The sequence below is a fragment of the Candidatus Bathyarchaeota archaeon genome (assembly GCA_026014465.1).
Lineage (GTDB): Archaea > Thermoproteota > Bathyarchaeia > Bathyarchaeales > Bathycorpusculaceae > JADGNF01.
The window spans coordinates 1,151,567-1,173,182 of record JAOZID010000010.1 but is presented as its reverse complement, the minus strand read 5'-3'; the positions used below and the strand labels follow the sequence as shown (position 1 = coordinate 1,173,182).

Below are 21,616 nucleotides of genomic sequence, written 5' to 3'. Positions count from 1 at the left end.
GAATATCACTTGTTCCCGTGTTCTAGAAAGGCTGAGTTATTTCAACCTTATGCTTGCTTTGCCACTCTTTAATTGGTACGCCAAGTTTCTTCTCAACTTCTGGACGGTGAATGTTGTTGTACGTGCAGAACGGTATGATTCTTCCATCAGGCAATGCATAGTGAATCAGGCAACGCTGCACCCGCTCCAAATCAAAATTGTACGGGTCCATAAAATGCATAGACGTAAGCAGCAAAGATTTGCGCTGCAGGTCGCCTAAGCTGTCGTAGTTGCCCTCTGTTAGGACTTTGAGGATGTATTTGCGCAGGAAGCTGAACTTCACGTGCCGTGCTGCACCGACTAAATGCAGTTTTGCGACGTTCTTGTGTCCCTGCGAGGCATCTTCGTAGATTTTTTTCATGGCGTCGGTGAATTTGTCCACGTTGGCTACGCGTGTTATCGGGGTAATTTTGCCGTCATCTACGAGCAGGTAGGTTGCCATGCCGCAGTGGGGGTGTCCTGTGAATTCGATGTAATGCTTGTCTTTGAGTGACCCGACGGCTTTGGCTATGGGCGCTACGGTGGGGACGGGGTAGAAGTCTGAGGGTGCAATTTTGTCCTCTGTTTGCTCAGAAACTAAGCGCATGAAGTCGGGGATGGTTATGCGCATTTTTTCTCGTTCCTGCTGGGGCAATCTGCCACAAAGCGAGACGGGCTGGACGTTAATGCATCTGACCACGTCAAAGTTTTTCACGGCAAAATCGATAATATCGCCCAGTTGTCCGTCGTTAACGCCTTTGACGAGAGTAACGACTAGAACGATGCTGTTAAAACCTGCTTGCCGCAGATTCTCTATGGCTTTCATTTTGATGTCTAGCAGGTCGATGCCGCGGATGAACTTGTAAACTTCAGAGGTTAAACCGTCAAACTGCAAGTAAATCGTGCTAACACCCGCTTCTTTGAGTTGCTTGGCGTATTCAACGTCTTTGCTGATGCGTACGCCGTTTGTGTTAACTTCTACGTGGCGAAAACCAAGTTCTTTGGCTTTGCGAATAAAATCGATGAGGTCGTTGCGTATGGTGGGTTCTCCGCCGCTAAACTGTAGTGCCGTGGCGGGTACGGGTTTGTTGGCGCGTAGGTTCTCAAGCATGCTTGTGACTTCTTCTTTGGTTGGTTCGTAGACGTATCCTGCTGCGGAGGCGTTGGCAAAGCATACGGGGCATTTGAGGTTGCAGCGGTTGGTTATGTCGATGATGGCTAGGGCGGTGTGGGATTTGTGTTCGGGGCAGATGCCGCAGTCTAGGGGGCAGCCTTTGTCTTTTTGGGTGCGCGGGTTTTCCATGCCTTCGCCGTCGAAGCGGAATTTTTCGGCGCGCATGTATTGGTCGTAGTCTGACCAGTAGAGTTCTTGGAATGACCCGTGTTCGGCGCATTCTTTTTTGATGAAGACTTTGCCGTCTTCTTCGTAAATGGTAGCGTCTACTGCTTTGAGGCATTCAGGGCAAAGAGACCTTGTATCTTTGATTACATTCATGCTGTTCACTTGACCTTTGGACGGTTGTACTTCTAAATGGCAAGTGTAATAAATAATAAGCTTTCCAAACGTTTACTAAGGTGATTTAGGGGAAACCGTTTTGTCTGTCGGCGAAAACACAAAAGACGCGTTGCACGAGATGGGTTTGAACGCTTACGAAATTGACGCGTACCTCACGTTGCTCTACAATGACCCGCTAACCGCCATGGAGATAAGCGATTTTGCCAAGGTGCCTTACAGTAAAATCTATGAGGTTTTGAACTCGCTCAAGGAGAAAGGCTGGATAAAAAGCAGCGAAACCCGTCCTTTCAAATATTACCCCGTGCCTCCTTTGGAGGCTACCGCCTCAACCAAACAGCGCCTTGAAGATAAATACCAAAACTGGGAACAAACAATCGCCCAAGCCCTCCAGCCGCTGTACGAGAAACGCGAAATCGTCGAACGCCCCGACATACTCATCTTGCACGGGCAACAAGCCGTCCTAACCAAACTCGAAGAAGTCCTAAAAAAAGCCAACAAAGAAATCATGATAGCCGCCCCCATCTTCGCCCAACCCATTATAGCTTCTGCTGACCAGCTGTTTTTGGCTGTGAAAAAACACGTGGGCGTCAAGGTTATGGCAGCAGGCAAACCCCAAGACTGGCAAACCCTCAAAAACACGCCAACCGTAACTGAAATGCGCGTACGCGACCACATGTTTGGCGGCGGCGTCATAGCAGACGGCAAAGAAGCCATGCTCTTTCTAGGCGAAGACAAACCCAGCCTCGTCATCTGGAGCAACCACTTCGGCTTAGTCGGATTCGCACGCGAATACTTCCAGTTCCTCTGGGACTCCTCCAAAACAGCCTAACCCACCCAACAGCGCCCAACCTATTTGCCGTTTATTAGGTTCCAATTTTTAATTGTATGCAGAAACGATAGGGGGAGGGGGGTAGAGTGTTTGCTAAGAAAACAGTTTGTGCTTTGTCTTCGAGATGAGGGGTGTGCCTGGAAGGGTTTTGGGGACAAAAAGGAGGAGGGGAAACTGTTTATTTTCCCATTACTTTTTTGGTGGCGATTTCTATGTCTTCTGATTTGATGGTTTTTCTTCCTGCGTGCATGGCGAAGTCTAAGGCTTCTTTGGCGATTTTTACGCCGATTGATTCTAGTGCCTCGGCTAGTTCTTTTGCCGCTGCTTCGCTTACTCTGTCTGCTCCCGCTTTCTTGCATAATCTGTGCATCGGAGCTACTGCTAGTTCTAAATCAGCCATATACGACCCTCAGTGCCTTCTTTTTCTTTTTGAAGCCATATTTAACCTTTGTTGTTGTTTATTTCTTTAAATTAGCCCGCTACGACTGTGTTTTTGTCAGGAAAAAGAAAATTTTTAAAACTCATTGTTGGGTATATTGGCGACGAGGTCTTAGACATGAGATTAGTGGATGCTCACATACACCTTACTGACGCCCAGTACGCTGGATGCGCCGACATGCTAATAGAGGACGCCAAAGCTGCAGGCGTAACTGCGATGGTATCTAACGCTATGGATTACCAAACAAGCGTTGAGTGCCTAAAACTTGCCCAGCAGCATCCCAACCTAGTGCATGTCGCCTTGGGCATTCACCCCTGGAACGTTAATGTCCTCAAACCAGGCGAAACCGAAGAACTCACAGAGCTCATCTTGCAAGAGCACCAGAAAGGCAACGTCTTAGCCATAGGCGAAATCGGGTTAGACTGCAAATACGAATCCATCTGGGAAAGCCAACTCAAAGTCTTTGACAAAATGCTACATCTAGCCGAAAAACTCGACCTGCCAGCTATAATACACTCACGCGGGACCACCTCCTTTATCGTGGACATGTTGCCCTCGTACAATCTGAAGCGGGTTTTGCTGCACTGGTTTAGCCACCCCATGACCGCGCTCAAACAAGCCGTAGACCACGGCTACTACATAACCGAAGGTCCCCCCGTCGTGTACTCGCAGGGCATACGCGATGTCGTAACTGCGGTTCCTTTGGAGAATTTTTTAACTGAAACCGACGGGCCAGTGATTTTCCGCAAGGCGCCTTTCAACGGGCAGATGACTAAGCCCTCATTTGTAAGTGAGGTGGTTTCTGCGGTGGCTGAAATCAAAAACATGAAGCCCGACGACGTCGCTGAACAGGTGATGTCTAATTTTGAAGCGTTCTTTGACCTAAAACTTGATTCTTCCAACCAAGCACAGCAGTAAGCTTAAAATTAACCCCCACTTCTATTGAAACCTTGTTTTCACGCTTCTAAGCGTCAAACACCAAAATTAACCGTTCACAATAACGGAGGAATACAAAACATGGGAAAAGTAAAAACAGAACAGGTAAAACGCTTGGGCAAAGCTCTCATGGCGCGTTATCCAGAGAAATTCGGAGTAACCTTTGACGACAACAAACACGCCGTTGACCAGCTAACACAAGGCACCACCACCCGCATACGCAACAAAGTCGCAGGATACATAACCCGCACCTTAGCGTTGTCTCAGGATGTTCAATCTGACCAAGACGACCTGCTTGAAGAAGAAATAGACGTATAACTTGTTTATGGGGGAACCCCTGATGGACGCGTACAGGCAAGGATGGGCGCAACGGTACCTTCGCGAAGCTAAAGCTGAACTGGAAGCTGCACAGAAAATCCCTTACATGGCGCCTAGCCTCATGATGGAAGCCATCCGCAAAGCCCGAAGCGCCATCCACTACAGCCTTGGAGAACCAGCGTTTATCGAAATCTTGGTTCGAGAAGAAATGGGCAACCCCCAAAACGAAGACGATTCCATACTGAATTTTCTTGTAGAAATCGAAGAAACCGTACAGCAGCTTGGGCAACTAGAAGAAATCAACAGCGAAGCCATGATGAAACAAGCCGACAACATCGTACAAGCAGCATCCCACTTCGTAGAAACCCTGACCCAACAAAAACAAAACAACTAACCAACGGCTTCTTTTGGGTTTTTGGCGGTGCACAATTGTTTATTAGCTTTTACTCTTTATTTTTGTGGTAGCCTTGTTTGCGGGAGTATTTTGATGTTTCAAATAGCTAACCAGAACCAGCTTGTCAAGAACGGTGAGACGCCGACTTTGCAAAAAGCCCGTGACATAGTTCTCAAAAGCTTCCAATGCGCCCTAAACGCTATCGACCCAAAGACTCTTTTGCGTTCTAGGCTTTCGCTAAAAAACAGCACGTTAAGCGTAGAGGATTTCTCTTTTGACTTAAGCCGTTTTGAACATGTCTACGTGGTGGGCGGAGGCAAAGCTTCAGGGTTAATGGCTCAAGCCCTCGAAGACTTAATTGGTAACTACATAACCACCGGTTTTGTAAACATACCCTACGGCGAAAAACCCCAAACCCAAATCATCACGTTAAACCAAACCCGCCACCCCACCCCCGACCAAGCAGGCATAAACGGAACCCAACAAATGGAACGCCTCGTCGAAAAATCCACCCAAAATGACCTCATAATCTGTTTAATCTCAGGCGGCGGCTCAAGCCTCATGCCCCTGCCCGCAGACAGCATCACCCTAAAAGAAAAATGCGCCCTCACCACCGCCATGCTAAGAAGCGGAGCCACCATAAACGAAATCAACTCCATACGCAAACACACCTCCGCCTTCAAAGGAGGCTGGTTCGCAAAAAAAGCCTACCCCGCAACCGTCCTAAACCTCATACTCTCCGACGTAGTAGGCGACCCCCTAGACGTAATCGCTTCAGGACCAACCGTGCCCGACCCAACCACCTTCTCTGACGCCAAAAACATTCTTGACAAGTACGCACTGTGGGATTACACGCCGCTTTCGGTACGCCAGTTTTTGCTTGACGGCATTGCCGGTGCCGTTGCTGAGACTCCTAAACCGGGGGATAAGTCGTTTGAGCGAGTTCACAATGTGGTTGTGGGTAATAACCGTCTTGCCAGTTTAGCTGTAATTGACTGCCTAAAATCTGAAGGCTTAAACACGCTGCTGCTAAGCTCCACGTTAGAGGGCGAAGCAAGACACGTAGGCACCATGCTCGCTTCAGTTGCCCGCGAAGTAGACTTGTCAGGAAATCCTGTGCCCCGACCCGCAGGAATTGTCTTAGGCGGCGAAACAACCGTCACCGTCAAAGGAGAAGGCAAAGGCGGACGAAACCAAGAACTTGCCCTAGCCGCTGCCCTAAAACTCCAAAACATCAAAAACTGCGTAGTTGCCTCCTTATGCACAGACGGCGTAGACGGACCAACAGACGTTGCAGGCGCAATAGTTGATGAGAACACCCTGCAAAAAGCCCAAAAACAAGGCTTAAACGCGCAAGACCTCCTAGCAGACAACGACTCCTACCCGTTCTTCGAAAAACTCCAAGACCAAATCTTCACAGGCGCCACAGGAACAAATGTCAACGATATATCCGTAATTGTCCTCCTATAACTGGCAGGAAGCAAACGTTATGACCTTGACTTTGAAGTTTATTGGGGCACTGCGCCACGCCATCGGCAAAGACACTTACTTCCTTGATTGTCCACAGCCGCTTTCCATGCTCGAGTTAATTAACGAACTCTCCAAGGTTGCGCCCCAAATGCGTAGTAGCCTCTTAGACGAGCAGCTTGAAGAACCCAAACCCAACGCACTCATCTTAGTTAACGGCAAAGAAATCAGCATCCTCAAAGGGCTCCAAACCCCCATAAAAGACGGCGACGAAATAGTCTTCATACCTGTAGTACACGGCGGCTAAACCTGCCTGGTAGGCAAAAACGTTTTCAGCATAAACACCCCTTACTGTAGAGCAACGAAAATGCCTCCGCAAATAATTACCCTAACAACCGATTTTGGCTTAAAAGATCCCTACGCAGCCCAACTTAAAGCCGTAATCCTTACTCTGTGCCCCAAAGCAACCATAGTGGACACAACACATCAAATAGAAAAATTCAACATAAGAAACGGGGCCTACACCCTATCTTGCGCTGCCCCCTACTTCCCCCAAGGTACCATCCACGTCGCCGTCGTAGACCCAGGAGTAGGCACCCAACGACGCCCCATCATCATACAAACCAAAAAAGGCTTCTTTGTTGGACCCGACAACGGCTTGCTTTTATTAGCCGCCAAACCCCAAACCATAATTGCCGCTCACCAAATCACAAACCCCAAATTCACCCTCCCACACGTTTGCTCTACCTTCCACGGCAGAGACATCTTCGCCCCTGCAGCCGCCCATCTCGCAAACGGTGTAGCAATCGACACATTTGGGGAAAAAATAGCCATTGATGAACTGGAAACTCCTACTTTTGCGTCTGTTGCCGTCCAAGAAACTCGGGTGATGGGGGAGGTTTTGCATGTGGATGGCTTTGGCAACGTAATCACTAATGTGTACCCTGTGGACGTTAAGTCTTTGAATGTTGATTTGTTTGCTGTGGAGTTGCCTTGTGCGCAGTTGAAGCTTGGTTTTTCCAAGACTTACGGCGACGTTGAACCAAAGCAGCCTTTGCTTCTTGTCGGCAGCCACGGCTACCTCGAAATCGCCCTAAACCAAGGTAGCACCGCTGATAAACTTCAAATCCGCGTGGGGGACAAAATCGTTTTTTCTGTTGTGTAGCCTGTTTTGGAGCTTAATCTTTTAATAATCTCGCAAGAAGTGCCTCTGTAGAAGGACATGACCCAGTATCATGCTTTGGCACTTCACATGGCTTACTGGAAGCCCAAGACAGATTATGCTCTGGAGATAGCAAGGGCTGTATCGGGTAGGGTGGAGGATGGCGATTTTGTGGTGGTCTCTGAAAAAGCGCTGTCAACTGCGCGGGGGAACTTGGTGGATGAATCAGTTTTTGAGGCTGGGTTCACTGCGCGGGTTTTGGCTAATTTTTGGATGCCTTATGTTTGGGGGGGCTGTTTGGGGGTTGTTTGCCGCCTTGGACAACGCTTGCGCCGCAGGCTACAACAGTATCCACGGGAGGGTGCAGCTCACAAACAGGTCTCCTTGGAGTATGCGGGTTTTTGGCAGGCTCTACTGTTTGGTTCAGAAGGCGCAATAGACGGCTCCAACTTGCCCTACGCCTACGTCTGCTTGCCCCTAAACAACCCAAAAGCTATAGCTCAAGAAATCCAAAAACAAATCCACACCACGACCCACAAAAACGTTGCCGTCCTAATCGTGGACACCGACAAAACCTACACCTTCAAAAACTACCACTTCACCCCACGCCCAAACCCCCTCGTTGGCATCCACTCCCACGGCGCAGTCTTCGCATATGTTGTGGGCAGATTCTTTAAGCTTCGCAGGCGCCCTACGCCTCTTGCTGTTGCGGGGGCTTCTCTTGCAGCATCTCAAGCTTTGACTATAGCTAACGTTGCAGACCACGCCAGCGGACCTGGCTCAGGCGCGACTGTGTGGGATATGGCTGCACGCTTCAAAGTTGCTCCAACCGCGGTGACCTGGGATATGCTTGCACAGATACACCATAAACCTGTGGTTTTGGTTCGCAGAGCACGCAAATTTTGCTCTGTTTAGTTTGAAGCAGCATTTCTTGACCATGTCGCATATAACCAGAGTTGATTTTTTGAGCAGTAAAGCATAAAAAACAGAGCATAATTCTAACGGACGCGGCTGGGATAAACCATGGAAGAAACACTCAAAAAGTTAGATGCCTTCTTTAATCCTCGTTCTGTCGCTGTTATCGGCGCCACCAAAAAGGTGGACAAAGCTGGATATGTGATTTTCAAAAACTTTGCAACCAACAAACTACGCGGCGTCTTCAAAGGCGAACTATACCCCGTCAACCCCAAGGACGATTCAATCTTGGGTTTTCGCTGCTACTCTTCACTGAAGGCTATCCCAGGCGATGTTGATTTTATTGTTATTATTGTTCCTGCAAAAGTGGTTCCCAGCGTAATGGAAGAAGCTATAACCAAAAATGTTCAAACCGCCGCCATAATCAGCTCTGGCTTCAAAGAAGTCGGCAACACCGCACTTGAAGACGAAGTCGTGGAAATCGCGCAGAAAGGCGGCATACGTATCTTGGGACCTAACTGCCTTGGCGTTTACTACTCTAAAACTGGCGTGGACTCTTTGTTTTTGCCTGAAACCAAAGTGCTAACCACAGGAGAAGACGTCATAGCCACGCCCCGACCCCTCCCAGGCGATATAGCCATGGTAACCCAAAGCGGAGCCTTTGGCGTAGCCGCCCTAGACTACCTCACAGGTCGCCAGATGGGCGTTAGCAAATTTGTCAGTTTTGGAAACAAATGCGACGTAACCGAAGCCGAGATCATCAATTACATGCTCTACGACAAAGAAACCAAAGTCGTACTTGTCTACTTGGAAGATATCAAGTATGGGCGTAGATTCATAAACGTCACCAAAAAAGTCACCGTGAAAAAACCCGTCGTGGTCATCAAGTCGGGTAAAAGCGCGGCAGGCGCACGAGCAGCAGCTTCCCACACAGGCGCCATCGCAGGCTCCGACAAAGTCTACGACGCCGCGTTCGAGCAAGCAGGCATAATACGCGCCCGTGATATGGAAGAATTCTTCGACATCGGCAAAGTCTTAGCCATGCAGCCCCCCGCCCTTGGCAAAAACATCGGCATACTAACCGACGCAGGCGGACCAGGCGTCATGACCGTGGACGAATGCGAACTCTTAGGCTTAACCGTAAACGCGTTCTCCAAAGAAACCGCTGAGCAATTCCAAAAACTCAAAGAAGACGGCACCATCCTAAAAATCGCCGCCACCAACAACCCCGTTGACCTCACCGGCTCCGTCACCGACGACATGTTCACCATATCCGCCGACATCATGTTCAAAGACCCCAACATACACGGCATCATCCTCCTTGGCTTGCATCACATGCCTGGGCTGCGCGAAAAATACATCGACGATATCTGCGAAATCTCACGCAAATACACCAAACCCATCGTCATGTGCGACATAGGCGAAACCGAAATGGCACTCTACACCCGCAGCCGCTTCGACAAACTTGGCGTTCCCTCTTACACCTCCCCTGAAGACGCCGCCCGCTCCATGAAAGCACTCTCAACCTACGGCGCCTACCTGCAAAAAAACGGATGCGCAGAAAAATACATCAAAGACTTCCTAGCAAAAACACGCAAAAAATAACCCCCCCTAAAGCTGAACTGTGTAGCCTTTAACCTGCGGCGTTCTTATAAATTTTTGATGTTGCTTTCGCCGCTGTCAACTTGCCAATAAAAGCTGTGGGGGTTAGCGGATTTTTTTCTGTGTTTTGTTGTTTGGGTTTTGTTTATTGTTGTTCTTTGAGCCATTTGGCGACTTTGCGTAGCATAGGGTTGTTTGATATGTCGATGACGGGAACTATCATTTTTTCTTTGGTTTCTATGATGGCTTGGTACTGTGGCATAATTGCGTAACCCAGAAACGTCCAGTAGACTTTACCGTTTTCTATGAGCATCTTGGCAACCGCCGTATTCGAGGGAGGCAACGGAAAATACAAGAAAACCACGCCTTCCGCCCAGTAAAGCCCCGCCAGTTTACCGCCCGCAATAACCGATGTAAACCTTGCCATCTCATCAGGAGAAGCAAACTTTGTCTGCTCCATAACAACTATCTCCTTAAACGGCTCATACCTTATGTTTACTTCACTCTCATTACTACTCATAAATACAATCAACCCATCAAACCAATGTAAACCCCAGTTCCCTTTTTAATCTTACCATAATCCTCCCACGCCACGGCTTTTACGTTCTGCTTTGTTTTTGTTTTACAGCTGACGGGTCAAGAAACTTTGACTTGCCCTTGTGGTGATTTGGCTTTCTAGTCAAGAAACTCTTACAAAAACCCTCTTAGGCTCAGTTGTAGTCTGTTATTTTGTGGTGGCTATGCAAAAGCCTTGCTTCTTTGTGGCTGCGACGTTGACGGTTTTGGGTTTGCTGGTTTTGTTACCTGCGGGTTTGGAGTTTGAAGTGGCGGAGGCAAATTTTGTTCCTGGTCCGCCTGGAATAGTGTTTGGGTCTCCTGCTAATAAGACGTATAATTCGGGTTCGCTTTTGCTCAACGTGACGCTCAGTGCGTTTTTTGATTTCGAAAACGCAACAAGACAGGTTGAGTACAGTTTAGATGGTGAAGAAAACGTTTCCGTATCCACAGTTTATCTGGGATTAGGCGAGGATTTCTTTTCCACCGTTACGGCGCAAGCCGCTTTGCCCGTGTTACCTCAAGGCAAACACAACATAACCGTCTACGCAACCTACTGTGGCATCTACAACTTAACCACTGAAAACAGCAAAACCAGCCACTTCACCATAGACTTCAACGCTCCCTACCTTTCCATACTCTCCCCCACAACCTCAACATACAAAACCCCATCTGTGGCGCTAACCTTTACTGTGGATAAACCCGTTTCGACCATGAGCTACCGTCTAGACCACAACCCTCCAGTTTCCATAACGGGAAACACAACCCTCACCAACCTTTCTGACGGGTACCACAACCTCTTCGTCTATGCAGCAACTACTTCAGAAAACACAGGCGTTTCAGAAACAATACGTTTCAACATAAATCCAAATACGCTCTCCCCAACTCCCACTTTGCCTTCACAAACCCCCCCATCTTCTCCTTCGACTTCTCCTAGCCAAACTCTGAAGCCTTCGCCTTCTGTCCCCGAGTTCCCTGCTTGGGTGATTATGTTTGCTTGCGTTGTGGTGTTGCCTGCGGTTGCTGTTTTGGCAAAGCGTATGCAGAAAAGCAGGAGTTAATCGCAAATGAACAAAATATTTTCCATTCTTTTGCTTCTTATCCTTCTAGCGAATGCTGCCCTTTCTGGTTCGGATTCTTGGACTACATTGTCTCCTTTGCCTTCGCCGTGGCAGTCTGTTAACACCGCAGTTGTAAACGGAAAAATCTACGCCATCGGCGACTACGTAAACAACAGCGACGGCTCTTACATGCTCATCAATTACGAATACGACCCCAAAGCAGATAATTGGCAAACAAAAACCCCTACGCCGCTTAGCCGTTACGGTGCCTCATTGCTTGTTTACGAAGACAAAATCTACTTTGTAGGTGGCTTTAGTGGCGAGGGAACTAACCCGCCATCCGCGCTTGTTTATGACCCTGCAACCGATGCTTGGGCAACAAAAGCGTCCATGTCAACGACAAGAATGAACCCCTACGCCACCGTTGTTGATGGCGAAATCTACGTGATAGGGGGTCACACGACAAATCCGTGGGCAACTGATGCTTTGCCGTTTGTCGAAAACGAAGTCTACGATATAACAACTGACTCGTGGCGCTTGGCGGCGTCTATTCCTTTGGCGGTTAGCGGCGGTTTTTCAGAGGTTTTAGATGGCAAAATCTACGTCTTTGGCAAAACAAACCAAACCGCTTTAACCGTGCAGGTTTATGACCCCCAAACCGACACGTGGCTCCAAGGCTCAAACCCGCCAATACTCGTCACAAAATTCTCTTGGGTTATCCTCAACGGCAAATTCTTCCTAATCGGCGGCGCAGACAAAACACCCTATCCCACCACGGTTTTTGATGCAGTGCAGGTTTATGACCCCCAAACCGACAGCTGGAACCAAGGTGCACCAATGCCAACTGGCGTTTTTGACGCTACAACAGGCACAACCACCCAAACAGCAACTCCCACGTACATCTACTTGTTTGGCGGATGTACTACCACCAACTATTCTCGCACAAACATCACTCAAGTTTACGACCCCAAAACTGACACTTGGACTACTGGAGTCCCCATGCCAATTACCCGATGGAGCTACGCCATAGAAAACGTGAACGACACATTTTATCTTCTTGGCGGCGTAAACCAAACAACCACTAACATAACCCTCAACCAAAAATACACGCCCCTCGGATACGCCAAAGTCGCTTCCCCTTCGCTTAACCCGTTTGTAACCGCCGCTGCAATCATCCTAACCGTAATTCTTGTTGTGGTTGCTTTGTTGGTTTTTGTTAGAAAAAGAAAAAAGTTATAGCGCAGATTCGTGTTAGCTGTGAGCATTGATGGATGGTGCTGGTTTGCCTGAGATTCGTGTAGCTTTGGTTGGTGTGGGTAATAGTGCTTGTGCTCTGATTCAAGGAACCCAATATTATAAAGACGCTAAAGACGATGAGACCGTGCCTGGTCTTATGCACGTGAACTACGGCGGGTACCACATACGGGACCTAAAGTTCGTGGCAGCGTTTGAAGTTAACAAAGACAAAATCGGAAAAGACCTCTCCGAAGCCATATGGGAAAAACCCAACTGCTGCGAAAAATTCTCAGACGTCCCACCCTTAGGCGTCACCGTCTCGTCCGCGCCAATTTTAGACGGCGTAGCGCCTCACATGCGTGAAACCTTCAATGTTTATGACGACAGCAACTACGACCCCGCAAACGTTGTCAAAATCCTCAAAGAAACCAAAACCCAAGTTCTGGTTAACTACCTTCCCGTAGGCAGCCACGACGCCACCCGCTTCTACGCTCAAGCAGCCATGGACGCGGGATGTGCCTTTGTGAATTGCATGCCCGAATTCATAGCCTCCAACAAAGAGTGGGCAGCCAAATTTGAAGAAGCAGGCGTACCCATCTTGGGTGATGACATCAAAAGCCAAGTCGGCGCAACGATTCTGCACCGCACCCTAGTTAGGCTCTGCTTAGACCGCGGCGTGATCGTCGACGAAACGTATCAGCTTAACCTTGGCGGCGACACGGACTTTCAGAATATGACTGTGGAGAACCGCCTCAAATCCAAGCGGATTAGCAAAACTGAAGCCGTCACTAGCCTAGTTCCCTACGATTTGCCCACCCGCATTGGTCCTTCGGACTTTGTGCCTTTTTTGCAGAACAAAAAAATCTGCTACATCAGCCTCAAGGGCAGAAAGTTTGGTGACCGCCCCATTAACATTAGCGCCAAACTTGAAGTGGAGGACAGCCCAAACAGCGGAGGCGTCGTCATCGACCTTATTCGCGCAGCCAAAATCGCGTTAGACCGCAAAATCTCAGGTGCCCTGCTAAGTATGCCCTCCTACGCGTTTAAGCATCCGCCTGTTCAGGTGCCTGATTCCGTCGCAAGGCAATGGACCGAAGACTGGATAGACGGCAAAAAAGACCGTTAACCATCTTTTTTTGTTTCTTCTTTTTTGTGAAGACTTTTAAGCTTCGGTACTCAAGCTTTATTCCTAGTTAGAAGGTGCAAGCTAAATGGTTAAAGTAGAAGGATACGAAGTGCCTGAAGGCCTCTATTACTCGAATGATTTTGAATGGATTAAAGTGGAAGGCGACAAAGTCCGCATGGGCATCACTGACTACGCGCAGAAGTCCCTTCGCGAAATTGTCTACGCTGAATTGCCCTCTGCTGGTTCTGAAGTAAAGCAGGGTGAACCTTATGGTACGGTGGAATCCGTAAAAGCTGTTTCTGACCTTATCTCCGCAATAAGCGGAACTATCGAGGAAGTCAACGAAGAAGTTTCCTCAACCCCCGAGTTGCTTAACGAAGAACCCTACGAGCAAGGTTGGCTTTTGGTTGTTAAACCCGCAGACCTGCAAGCTGAACTTGCCAACTTGATGGATTTTGACAAAGCAGTAGAATGGCACAAGAACCAAGGCAAATGAAGGCGTTCACATGGCTAAACGTATCATAGTTATCGGAGCGAACGCTGCAGGCGTTGAAGCAGCTTCGGCGGCACGCAAAAAAGACCGCACAGCAGAAATCACCTTGCTAAACCGCGAAAAAAACGCTGGTTACTCACGATGTGGACTGCCCTTTGTTATTGGTGGACAAATTGCCTCCTTCAAAGACCTAATTGTTTATCCTCAAGCTTACTTCCAAATGCTCAAGCTAAACCTCAAAAGCGAAGCCAACGTCACAGCCATAGATACCAAAGAAAAAACAGTGACCTACACTGACAAAGACGGCAAAACCGAAACCCTGCCCTACGACAGCCTCATACTTGCCACGGGCGCAGACGCGTTCATGCCCCCAATTAAGGGCAGAGAAAAACAGGGCATTCTTAGCCTGCGAACTTTGGAGGATGGCGAAAAAATCAGGCAAGCTGTTAGGAGCGGCGCAAAATCCGCAGTCATCATGGGTGCGGGTTTGATTGGTCTTGAAACCGGAGTTGCCCTCATTGAACGCGGCTTGAAAGTTACCCTTGTTGAGATGCTGCCCCAAATCCTGCCTGCCATGCTTGATGCTGATATGGCAAAACAAGTCCAAGCACACCTTGAAGAAAAAGGCATGTGCATCCTCACTGGCAAAGGTGTCGAAGAATTCCTAGGTGATGATAAAGTCACGGCTGTTATGGCTGGCGGCGAAAAAATCGAAGCTGACCTGTTCATCAGCGCTTTTGGCGTACGCGCAAATACTAAACTAGCCATGGACGCAGGCATTGTCATCGGCGAGAGCCGCGGCATAAAAACTAACGGCTGCATGGAAACCAGTGTCCCCGACGTTTACGCAGTAGGCGACTGCGCAGAAAGCGCAAACATGCTAACCCACAGACCCATGTGCGCCCAACTCGGCACCATAGGCGTTAGGCAAGGCAAAGTCGGAGGAACAAACGCAGCCGGCAGCTACTCCCAATTCACAGGCATCCTCGCCTCCGCAGTCACCCGCCTTTTCGAAATCGAAGCAGGCGTAACAGGCTTAACCGAAAACACCGCCAAACGCAACAAAATCCAATACGTCACAGGCTCCATAACCTCCAAAACCAAAGCAGACTACTACCCCACAGCCAAACCCGTAAAAGTCAAACTCATCGTCGAAAAAGAATCCCAACGCATCATCGGCGCCCAAGTCGTCGGCGGAGAAGAAGTCACCCAACGCATAAACGCCCTCTCGTTCGCCATACAAAAACAAATGACCGTACGCGACCTAGCCAAAGCAGACACCGCATACGCACCCCCACTAAACGAAACCTGGGATCCCATGGTGCTCGCCGCCGAAATGATTCTCATGAGACTGCGCTAAGCAGCCCCTCCCTTTCTTCTTTTGTTAACTTTTCTTTTACGCCACAGTACACCTACCCCCTATTCTACAGGAAACCCTAATTTGGCGTGTTTTTTTGTTTTAAAGCCTGAAAACGGGTTTGGTTGCGTCGTAAAATGTCTTAGAAAGTCGTGTTTTGTCTTTTTGCGTCTTGTAAGGGGAGAGGTTATGTTGGGTTGTCTGGTTGTGTGAAGGGGTCGGTTTTGCCTACTAAGAGTTTTCCAAAGGTGTCTATGTGTTTTTCTTCTTCGCTTAGGATTTCTTCGAGTAGGTGGGCGGTTGCGTAGTCGCCTTCTTTTCGGGCGAGGTTTATGCCGCGTTTGTAGGTTTCTATGGCTGTTTCTTCGTCGTGTTGGTCTTGGCTTAGCATTTCAAGTAGGCTGCCGCCGACGAAAACGGGTTGGGGCTCTGTTGTGGGGACGCTGTCTAAAAAGTCTAGGCGCTGCGCAATTTTTTCTGCATGTCGCATCTCAGCAAACGCCGTTTCCCTAAAAATACCCTTAACCACAGCACCTTCCACGCCAGTTACCTGCACATACTGCCACATGTACTGAATCGAAACTTGAAGTTCACGCGCTAACGCATCATTTAACAATTCAACCAAACTTTTAGACGCCATAGAACCACATCAATTACACCATAACCTTCTCAGCCTCTATATTAAAGCGTACCGAAACCCGGCTGGTTTAGGGGTGGGTATGTTTAATAGGTCATTTTTACAGATAATCGGTAACCGTGTGTGGAGGATTGGAAATGCAGAAAAGGTTTAGAAGTGTTGTTTGTGGGTTTTTGGTCCTGTTTGTTTTGTGTGTTTCTACTGGTTTGATTGTGCAGGTTAACGCAGACCCTACTGTTAGTTTGAGTCTTCGCCGCGATAACGGCTACGGGTTTGGAGGCGACATCAGCGGGCTTTTAACTGCACGAACCGAAGTCTCCGACGACGTAGTCACGGTTGAGTTTTACTTAGATGATGAGTTGCAGTTTACTGCTGACTCTGCGCCTTTCTGGTGGTCATTTGACACGTTTGATTACTCCTTTGGAGAACACATCATCAAAGCCGTAGCCTACGACAACGCAGACAACCAAGCAACCGACACGCTCTCACGCAACTTCGTCGACGTCTCCAACGAACTACTCCTAGAAATCACTGTCATCATCGTAGTAATCGTAGTTGCCCTGTGCATTGTGGCTATACTGATTATGCGCCGCCGAAGAAACAACCCTTAAACCCTCTTTTTGTTTGTTTTCTTTGTTGCTTTTGCGTTTTTGGATGGGATAAGTAATTATAATCAGCCGCGGTTGGTTAAGGGGTATAGATTCGAAACTGAACGCTTTGTCCAAGTTGATTTCATGGCTGTAGATATATTTGATATGCTTTCTGATAGCGAGGAAAAAGCCAAGGAGAAAAAGAAGGAGTCTTTGAAGTCGCAGCGCAAGGAGCTGTTGGCTTCTACTAAGGTTGAGGATCTTTTTCCTGAGGGCAGCATAAGTATCAACAAGTACACGTGCGTAGGCGTTCAGTGTAAGCTGTGCATAAAAGCGTGTCCTACTAACGCGTTGTACTGGACAACTGATGGCGTTGGCATAACCGAGGATTTATGCGTTCACTGCGGCGCATGCGTGCTGTCCTGCATGGTGGATGACTGCATCAAAATCAAGCGAAAACGCGAAGAAACCAACGAAGAAGAAAAATTTAGCACCATACACGACGTCGTGCTCTTAGCTGACCGCATAAACGCAAAAAAACGCGCCCAACGAGTAAGCTCTGTTTTTCCCTCTCACGAAGCCTACTGCGACCGCTACGCACCCAACAACAAGTAACCTGTTTTGCGTTAACATTTTTAGCATCCTCTTGCCTGTTGAATGAATATCTGCTCTGTTGAGGCGGTTTAGGAGTGCAGCTTGGAAACGGCGTGAAAATCTGGGTGTTCGCTAGCTTTTGCTCTTTACTGGTCTGGGCTGTCTTCACTTTCCCCTCAAACCTTGAACACCTCTTCAACGTCGTCTTTGGCAGACCTGACTTCTACACTGGCAACTTGGGCATGTTCATGTCCTCATTTGTGGGTTTGTTCGCGCGGTTTTTTGGGGTAATCCTGAGTTTGATTTGTGTTTTCATGGTTTGGGGCGGCAACGAAGCCTCTTTTTCCCATAGCCGACTTGAACATTTAGTGGAAGCCGCCTTGTTTTTGGAGGGCACCTACTTTGTTTTGCTGTTTCCTTCGGGTCTTTGGTGGCTGGGCGTGGGCTTGAATTTTTTGGGCATAGCATACCTGCTTATGGCAGTTTCAGGAGGCTCAGTTCTGCTGCTTTTAAGCTTTAAAGTTCGCGATTTTAACCACAACAGCCTTGGCGTACTCAAATGGGTAGGCATCGCCATCGTAGGCTACGTAACCGCCCTGTGGTTTAACATCGTGTTTCGCTGGTTTGACATGATAGAAGTAATTGGCAACAGCTTCCTACTTCGCGGCTCCGCGTCATGGGGATTTTTAGCCTCCCTAACCGCCATGTCCATCGCCGTTGTCTTCGCAGCTGCAGGCGCCCACCTGCTCTCAAAAAACAAAGGCAACAGCATACAATGGTTCGCCCTCTCCACAACCATGATAGGCATAAACTACGTAGTGTACATAGCGTACTCTTTTGTAAGTGGCAACTTGGACTCCGCCATGACCATGGACATCTGGACAATCCCCTTCCTAGGACTAGGCCTAAGCCTGCTGCGCCTCAAAACACCACAAAACCTCATAACCCCAACAGAACCACCAAAAAACCCCTCTGCTTAACTAACTAGAGCTTTTTGTTAGTTTGCTTAGAAATTGTTTGTTGAAAGAGCCGGGTGCGCCGCGGTTTTTTGCGGCTTGCTGCTGAGTTATCGTAGGGTTAGTTTTTGTCCTGTGGTTATGTAGACGATGGATTCTGCGACGTATGTGGCGTGGTCGGCTATGCGTTCTAGGTACCTGACGGTGAGGACGCTTGATATGGTGCATTGGTTGGTTACGTGTGCTTCTCGTACTAGTTTGTCAAAATATTTTAGGTAGAGTTCGTCAACTTCTGGTTCGGTTTTGGAGATGGATTTGGCGAGTTCTGTGTCATGTCCTTTTAATGCTTCTACGCTTCGGTGTGTCATGGACAGGACTTTGTCGCCCATTTCTCTGACGTACTCAAGCATCCACACTTCACACTTGTCAAGCCCGCCTAAACGTTTACCCACAAACGCTATATCCCAAGCATAACGCCCATACCGTTCAAAATCGTACGCGACCCTAATGTAAGAGTTTATTATACGCAAATCTGATGCAACAGGCTGATACTTAGCTACTAACCCAAATGCTTTCTCTTCAACTTCCACTGTCATGGTAACCAAGATTTCAGATAATTCCTTAACTTCATCGGCTGTTTTTTTTCCTTCAATGCAGTTCCTAATCGCTATCGCCAACGCTTTCTCTGCAACTTCGCCCATCTTGAAAATTGTAGCCGTTAATTCTTCTAATCCATGATCTAAAAGTCTGTGCATACTATCACTTATCCGAATTTGCCTGTTATGTATTTTTCTGTCAATTCATTTTTGGGATTCTCAAAAACGCCGTCGGTTTCGCCGTATTCTACAAGTACGCCCAGGTACATGAATGCTGTGTAGTCGGAGACTCTTGCGGCTTGTTGCATGCTGTGGGTTACAATAGCCACAGTGTAGTCTTTCTTTAGTTCCACGATTAGTTCTTCGATTTTTGATGTGGCAATGGGGTCCAAAGCGCTGCAGGGTTCGTCCATCAAGATGACTTCAGGTTTTAAGGCAACTGCCCTTGCAATGCACAACCGCTGCTGCTGACCACCTGACAAGCTAGTCCCAGGCTTTTTCAAGTCATCTTTCACTTCATCCCAAAGCGACGCCTGCTCCAAACTACGCTTGACAACACCATCCAAATCCTTCCCCTTCTTCTCACCTGTCAACTTCAAACCAGCAGCCACGTTATCATAGATGCTCATGGTGGGGAACGGGTTAGGTTTTTGGAAAACCATGCCTACTCTGCGGCGGATTCGCACGGGGTCAACGTCTGAGCCGTAGATGTCTTTGCCGTCCAGCAGTATTTGCCCTGTCATTTTGGCGTTGGGAGTTAACTCGTGCATGCGGTTTAGCGTTCGGATAAACGTGGATTTGCCACATCCTGATGGTCCAATAATCGCGGTTACCGCGTTTGGTTTTATGACCATGTTGATGTTTTTTAATGCGTGTTTGGGGCCAAACCATGCGTTTAGCTCTACGCTTTCCATTTTGTTGCTGCTACTCATTTTGTGTTGCCTCTTCTGATTTTTATTCCCTTCAATTTTTCTCTGTTAGCTATCAATCTGACGCCGATGTTTAACGTGAGAACCATCAAAATCAAAACCAGCGCTGCTCCCCAACCATGCGCCTGCTCAACTGGAGACGCCTGAATGGCATTCAAATAAATCCTTAGCGGCAACGCATCCATCTGAGCGCCAAAACCTTGGAAGAAATAATTGCTGCCTATAATCGTCATGATGAGCGGCGCGGTTTCTCCTGCCACACGTGCTACCGCCAACAAAGCACCTGTAATGACGCCTCCCTTTGCGGTGGGCAAAACTACGCTAAGAATTGTTCGCCACCTACGCACCCCAAGCGCTAGCGAGGCTTCCCTGACCGAGTTGGGGACAAGCTTTAATGATTCTTCAGTGGTTCGCGCAACGACAGGAACCAAAATGAACCCAAGCGCCGCCGCCCCTGCTAGAGCCGACCTTGGATTCAAAAGAATAAACGCAAACGCGCCAAACACTGCTATACCCACAACTATGGAGGGAAACTGCGTGAGCATGTTGTTTATGTTTCGCATCAACTCTGCGTATTTGTTGGTTCCAAACTCTGCGAGGTATATTCCTGAAAGAATCCCAACTGGAATGCCTATTGCGCTGGTTAATCCAATTAGGATTAGGCTTCCTTGTATGGCTGGTCCAATGCCGCCTTCTCCTGTTCCGTATTGTCCTGGTTCTTGTATTAGAAAGTCTATGCTTAGCTGAGGCGCTCCTCGTATTATGACTTCGTAGAGGATGCTTAGCAGCGGAAAGACAGCGACTATGACGCAGAATAGGCACAGCACAAAGAACAGCTTGTTTTTGAATTTCCTAAAGCCGTAGCTGTTTAGTTTTTCGCTTATCATTCTACTGCGCCTCCCTTGACCTTCAACACTTTTGTAACCATCAGGTAAGCTGCTATGTTTATGACTACGCTAATTAGCAGCAGAACCAAGCCTGCACCCATATATGCTGACTGCTGCATTGAACCCGTTACGGTTTCCAAGAAGTTGTTTGCTATCAAAGACGCCAGCGTCTGGCTAGGCTTAAACAATGACGTGGGAATGGCTGCGGGTCCAATCGTGTTGCCAATAACCATCGTAACCGCCATGGTCTCGCCCACAGCTCTGCCTAACCCCAAAATTATAGCTCCAAAAATACCTGAGCGCCCATAACTTAGAACCCATTTCTTGATAACTTCCCATTTAGTTGCGCCGATGCTGTAGCCTCCCTCCCGAATAGAGTTGGGAACAGCACTGATGACTTCTCTTGAAACCGACGCAATGGTCGGAATAATCATAATAGCCAAGATAACGCCCCCCGTTAAAACATCCAACCCAAAAGGTGTTCCGCTAAATATGGGAATCCACCCCAAACTGTTGTGCAAGGGAACCTCGATAAGGTCGCGTATCCAGAAACGTAAAACAAAGATGCCCCATAAACCGTAAATTACGCTTGGCACCGCCGCCAGCAACTCGACTAAGTACGCGAGGGGTACCCGCAGCGTTTTAGGTGAAAATTCTACTAAGAAAATTGCTATGCCCAAACTCAAGGGCACGCCGATAAGCAAAGCAATACCCGAAGTCACCAAGGTTCCTAGTATGTATGGTAAAACTCCAAATACCTGGTTTACTCCGCCTTCAACCCATTTGGTTCCAACCAGAAAATCTAATCCAAATCTTCCAAGCGCATCGGTTGAGCCTGCTAACAAAACTCCCGCCGTGGCAATAAGGATGACAAATGCAGATGCGGCACCTACCGCAGTTAGCCCCTTAAATACCGTGTCCCCTTTAATTTTGCTGCTCATTCGCTATCTGCTCGCTGAATATTTGCTGTTATAATAAAAAAATTTGGTGGTTGGAGATGGTT

General features: G+C 48.2%; 25 protein-coding genes. 17 read left to right on the top strand and 8 right to left on the bottom strand.

Annotated features, from left to right (window positions below; genetic code table 11):
- Positions 1-22 precede the first annotated feature (22 nt).
- On the bottom strand, positions 23-1,513 hold the full coding sequence (locus tag NWF04_08170; GenBank protein MCW4006548.1) for a radical SAM protein: 1,491 nt from the start codon (positions 1,511-1,513) through the stop codon (positions 23-25).
- 100 nt (positions 1,514-1,613) lie between these two features.
- Here NWF04_08170 and NWF04_08165 point away from each other — a divergent pair, with 100 nt between their 5' ends.
- A complete protein-coding gene (locus NWF04_08165; GenBank protein ID MCW4006547.1) occupies positions 1,614-2,363 on the top strand; it encodes a hypothetical protein in 750 nt (249 codons plus the stop codon).
- 178 nt (positions 2,364-2,541) lie between these two features.
- Here NWF04_08165 and NWF04_08160 read toward each other — a convergent pair whose 3' ends face one another.
- Entirely contained in the window at positions 2,542-2,763 is a 222-nt protein-coding gene (locus tag NWF04_08160) for an NFYB/HAP3 family transcription factor subunit (GenBank protein ID MCW4006546.1), read from the bottom strand.
- A 156-nt stretch (positions 2,764-2,919) separates the two neighbouring features.
- On the opposite strand from NWF04_08160, the gene NWF04_08155 reads away from it, so the two are divergent.
- The 8 genes from NWF04_08155 to NWF04_08120 all read left to right on the top strand — a co-directional run bounded on the left by NWF04_08155 (position 2,920) and on the right by NWF04_08120 (position 9,599).
- Entirely contained in the window at positions 2,920-3,720 is an 801-nt protein-coding gene (locus NWF04_08155) for a TatD family hydrolase (GenBank protein ID MCW4006545.1), read from the top strand.
- A 99-nt stretch (positions 3,721-3,819) separates the two neighbouring features.
- Positions 3,820-4,056 (top strand): 30S ribosomal protein S17e, encoded by a 237-nt coding sequence (locus tag NWF04_08150; GenBank protein ID MCW4006544.1) that lies wholly within the window; start codon positions 3,820-3,822, stop codon positions 4,054-4,056.
- A gap of 22 nt (positions 4,057-4,078) precedes the next feature.
- The gene (locus NWF04_08145) at positions 4,079-4,450 is read left to right on the top strand and encodes a hypothetical protein (protein ID MCW4006543.1); all 372 of its coding nucleotides are present in this window, start codon (positions 4,079-4,081) and stop codon (positions 4,448-4,450) included.
- 93 nt (positions 4,451-4,543) lie between these two features.
- On the top strand, positions 4,544-5,920 hold the full coding sequence (locus tag NWF04_08140) for a glycerate kinase (protein MCW4006542.1): 1,377 nt from the start codon (positions 4,544-4,546) through the stop codon (positions 5,918-5,920).
- A gap of 19 nt (positions 5,921-5,939) precedes the next feature.
- Entirely contained in the window at positions 5,940-6,224 is a 285-nt protein-coding gene (locus NWF04_08135) for a MoaD/ThiS family protein (protein MCW4006541.1), read from the top strand.
- 60 nt (positions 6,225-6,284) lie between these two features.
- Complete coding sequence (locus NWF04_08130) at positions 6,285-7,082, top strand: S-adenosyl-l-methionine hydroxide adenosyltransferase family protein (GenBank protein MCW4006540.1); 798 nt, start codon at positions 6,285-6,287, stop codon at positions 7,080-7,082.
- 87 nt (positions 7,083-7,169) lie between these two features.
- Positions 7,170-7,994 (top strand): coenzyme F420-0:L-glutamate ligase, encoded by an 825-nt coding sequence (locus tag NWF04_08125; protein MCW4006539.1) that lies wholly within the window; start codon positions 7,170-7,172, stop codon positions 7,992-7,994.
- A 108-nt stretch (positions 7,995-8,102) separates the two neighbouring features.
- Positions 8,103-9,599 (top strand): CoA-binding protein, encoded by a 1,497-nt coding sequence (locus NWF04_08120; protein ID MCW4006538.1) that lies wholly within the window; start codon positions 8,103-8,105, stop codon positions 9,597-9,599.
- Positions 9,600-9,741: 142 nt separating this feature from the next.
- On the opposite strand, the gene NWF04_08115 is transcribed toward NWF04_08120, so the two are convergent.
- Complete coding sequence (locus tag NWF04_08115) at positions 9,742-10,116, bottom strand: hypothetical protein (protein ID MCW4006537.1); 375 nt, start codon at positions 10,114-10,116, stop codon at positions 9,742-9,744.
- 220 nt (positions 10,117-10,336) lie between these two features.
- Here NWF04_08115 and NWF04_08110 point away from each other — a divergent pair, with 220 nt between their 5' ends.
- The 5 genes from NWF04_08110 (at position 10,337) to NWF04_08090 (ending at position 15,427) form a co-directional block, all read left to right on the top strand.
- On the top strand, positions 10,337-11,212 hold the full coding sequence (locus NWF04_08110) for a hypothetical protein (GenBank protein MCW4006536.1): 876 nt from the start codon (positions 10,337-10,339) through the stop codon (positions 11,210-11,212).
- Between the two features lie 6 nt (positions 11,213-11,218).
- Positions 11,219-12,451, top strand: coding sequence for a hypothetical protein (locus NWF04_08105; protein ID MCW4006535.1), 1,233 nt, complete (start codon positions 11,219-11,221; stop codon positions 12,449-12,451).
- Positions 12,452-12,479: 28 nt separating this feature from the next.
- Positions 12,480-13,574: an inositol-3-phosphate synthase gene (locus NWF04_08100; GenBank protein ID MCW4006534.1), complete on the top strand. Its 1,095-nt coding sequence runs from the start codon at positions 12,480-12,482 to the stop codon at positions 13,572-13,574.
- Positions 13,575-13,659: 85 nt separating this feature from the next.
- Positions 13,660-14,070, top strand: coding sequence for a glycine cleavage system protein GcvH (gcvH, locus tag NWF04_08095; protein ID MCW4006533.1), 411 nt, complete (start codon positions 13,660-13,662; stop codon positions 14,068-14,070).
- Positions 14,071-14,080: 10 nt separating this feature from the next.
- Entirely contained in the window at positions 14,081-15,427 is a 1,347-nt protein-coding gene (locus NWF04_08090; GenBank protein MCW4006532.1) for an FAD-dependent oxidoreductase, read from the top strand.
- Between the two features lie 184 nt (positions 15,428-15,611).
- Here the strand turns inward: NWF04_08090 and NWF04_08085 are convergent, their stop codons facing one another.
- On the bottom strand, positions 15,612-16,064 hold the full coding sequence (locus tag NWF04_08085; GenBank protein ID MCW4006531.1) for a ferritin-like domain-containing protein: 453 nt from the start codon (positions 16,062-16,064) through the stop codon (positions 15,612-15,614).
- Positions 16,065-16,198: 134 nt separating this feature from the next.
- On the opposite strand from NWF04_08085, the gene NWF04_08080 reads away from it, so the two are divergent.
- The 3 genes from NWF04_08080 to NWF04_08070 all read left to right on the top strand — a co-directional run bounded on the left by NWF04_08080 (position 16,199) and on the right by NWF04_08070 (position 18,225).
- Positions 16,199-16,672 carry a hypothetical protein gene (locus NWF04_08080; protein MCW4006530.1) on the top strand — a complete coding sequence of 158 codons (474 nt, stop codon included), beginning with the start codon at positions 16,199-16,201 and terminating at the stop codon, positions 16,670-16,672.
- Between the two features lie 123 nt (positions 16,673-16,795).
- Complete coding sequence (locus tag NWF04_08075) at positions 16,796-17,266, top strand: hypothetical protein (GenBank protein MCW4006529.1); 471 nt, start codon at positions 16,796-16,798, stop codon at positions 17,264-17,266.
- A 74-nt stretch (positions 17,267-17,340) separates the two neighbouring features.
- Positions 17,341-18,225, top strand: coding sequence for a hypothetical protein (locus tag NWF04_08070; protein MCW4006528.1), 885 nt, complete (start codon positions 17,341-17,343; stop codon positions 18,223-18,225).
- Between the two features lie 86 nt (positions 18,226-18,311).
- Here the strand turns inward: NWF04_08070 and phoU are convergent, their stop codons facing one another.
- Genes phoU through pstC form a run of 4 tightly spaced genes read right to left on the bottom strand, consistent with a single transcriptional unit; the run spans position 18,312 to position 21,554 of the window.
- Positions 18,312-18,956, bottom strand: coding sequence for a phosphate signaling complex protein PhoU (gene phoU / locus NWF04_08065; protein MCW4006527.1), 645 nt, complete (start codon positions 18,954-18,956; stop codon positions 18,312-18,314).
- Between the two features lie 8 nt (positions 18,957-18,964).
- A complete protein-coding gene (pstB, locus tag NWF04_08060; protein MCW4006526.1) occupies positions 18,965-19,729 on the bottom strand; it encodes a phosphate ABC transporter ATP-binding protein PstB in 765 nt (254 codons plus the stop codon).
- Positions 19,726-20,613 (bottom strand): phosphate ABC transporter permease PstA, encoded by an 888-nt coding sequence (gene pstA / locus NWF04_08055; protein ID MCW4006525.1) that lies wholly within the window; start codon positions 20,611-20,613, stop codon positions 19,726-19,728. Before pstA ends, pstB begins: the two co-directional genes overlap by 4 nt.
- Positions 20,610-21,554: a phosphate ABC transporter permease subunit PstC gene (pstC, locus tag NWF04_08050; protein ID MCW4006524.1), complete on the bottom strand. Its 945-nt coding sequence runs from the start codon at positions 21,552-21,554 to the stop codon at positions 20,610-20,612. Before pstC ends, pstA begins: the two co-directional genes overlap by 4 nt.
- Positions 21,555-21,616 lie beyond the last annotated feature (62 nt).

Coding starts and splice junctions, on each gene's coding strand:
- pstB (MCW4006526.1), bottom strand. CDS start 19,729: ATGAGTAGCAGCAACAAAATGGAAAGCGTAGAGCTAAACGCATGGTTT.
- NWF04_08155 (MCW4006545.1), top strand. CDS start 2,920: ATGAGATTAGTGGATGCTCACATACACCTTACTGACGCCCAGTACGCT.
- NWF04_08115 (MCW4006537.1), bottom strand. CDS start 10,116: ATGAGTAGTAATGAGAGTGAAGTAAACATAAGGTATGAGCCGTTTAAG.
- NWF04_08110 (MCW4006536.1), top strand. CDS start 10,337: ATGCAAAAGCCTTGCTTCTTTGTGGCTGCGACGTTGACGGTTTTGGGT.
- NWF04_08140 (MCW4006542.1), top strand. CDS start 4,544: ATGTTTCAAATAGCTAACCAGAACCAGCTTGTCAAGAACGGTGAGACG.
- NWF04_08130 (MCW4006540.1), top strand. CDS start 6,285: ATGCCTCCGCAAATAATTACCCTAACAACCGATTTTGGCTTAAAAGAT.
- NWF04_08085 (MCW4006531.1), bottom strand. CDS start 16,064: ATGGCGTCTAAAAGTTTGGTTGAATTGTTAAATGATGCGTTAGCGCGT.
- NWF04_08145 (MCW4006543.1), top strand. CDS start 4,079: ATGGACGCGTACAGGCAAGGATGGGCGCAACGGTACCTTCGCGAAGCT.
- NWF04_08125 (MCW4006539.1), top strand. CDS start 7,170: ATGGCTTACTGGAAGCCCAAGACAGATTATGCTCTGGAGATAGCAAGG.
- NWF04_08090 (MCW4006532.1), top strand. CDS start 14,081: ATGGCTAAACGTATCATAGTTATCGGAGCGAACGCTGCAGGCGTTGAA.
- NWF04_08075 (MCW4006529.1), top strand. CDS start 16,796: ATGGCTGTAGATATATTTGATATGCTTTCTGATAGCGAGGAAAAAGCC.
- NWF04_08160 (MCW4006546.1), bottom strand. CDS start 2,763: ATGGCTGATTTAGAACTAGCAGTAGCTCCGATGCACAGATTATGCAAG.
- NWF04_08135 (MCW4006541.1), top strand. CDS start 5,940: ATGACCTTGACTTTGAAGTTTATTGGGGCACTGCGCCACGCCATCGGC.
- NWF04_08150 (MCW4006544.1), top strand. CDS start 3,820: ATGGGAAAAGTAAAAACAGAACAGGTAAAACGCTTGGGCAAAGCTCTC.
- NWF04_08080 (MCW4006530.1), top strand. CDS start 16,199: ATGCAGAAAAGGTTTAGAAGTGTTGTTTGTGGGTTTTTGGTCCTGTTT.
- NWF04_08105 (MCW4006535.1), top strand. CDS start 11,219: ATGAACAAAATATTTTCCATTCTTTTGCTTCTTATCCTTCTAGCGAAT.
- pstA (MCW4006525.1), bottom strand. CDS start 20,613: ATGATAAGCGAAAAACTAAACAGCTACGGCTTTAGGAAATTCAAAAAC.
- NWF04_08120 (MCW4006538.1), top strand. CDS start 8,103: ATGGAAGAAACACTCAAAAAGTTAGATGCCTTCTTTAATCCTCGTTCT.
- pstC (MCW4006524.1), bottom strand. CDS start 21,554: ATGAGCAGCAAAATTAAAGGGGACACGGTATTTAAGGGGCTAACTGCG.
- gcvH (MCW4006533.1), top strand. CDS start 13,660: ATGGTTAAAGTAGAAGGATACGAAGTGCCTGAAGGCCTCTATTACTCG.
- NWF04_08170 (MCW4006548.1), bottom strand. CDS start 1,513: ATGAATGTAATCAAAGATACAAGGTCTCTTTGCCCTGAATGCCTCAAA.
- phoU (MCW4006527.1), bottom strand. CDS start 18,956: ATGCACAGACTTTTAGATCATGGATTAGAAGAATTAACGGCTACAATT.
- NWF04_08100 (MCW4006534.1), top strand. CDS start 12,480: ATGGATGGTGCTGGTTTGCCTGAGATTCGTGTAGCTTTGGTTGGTGTG.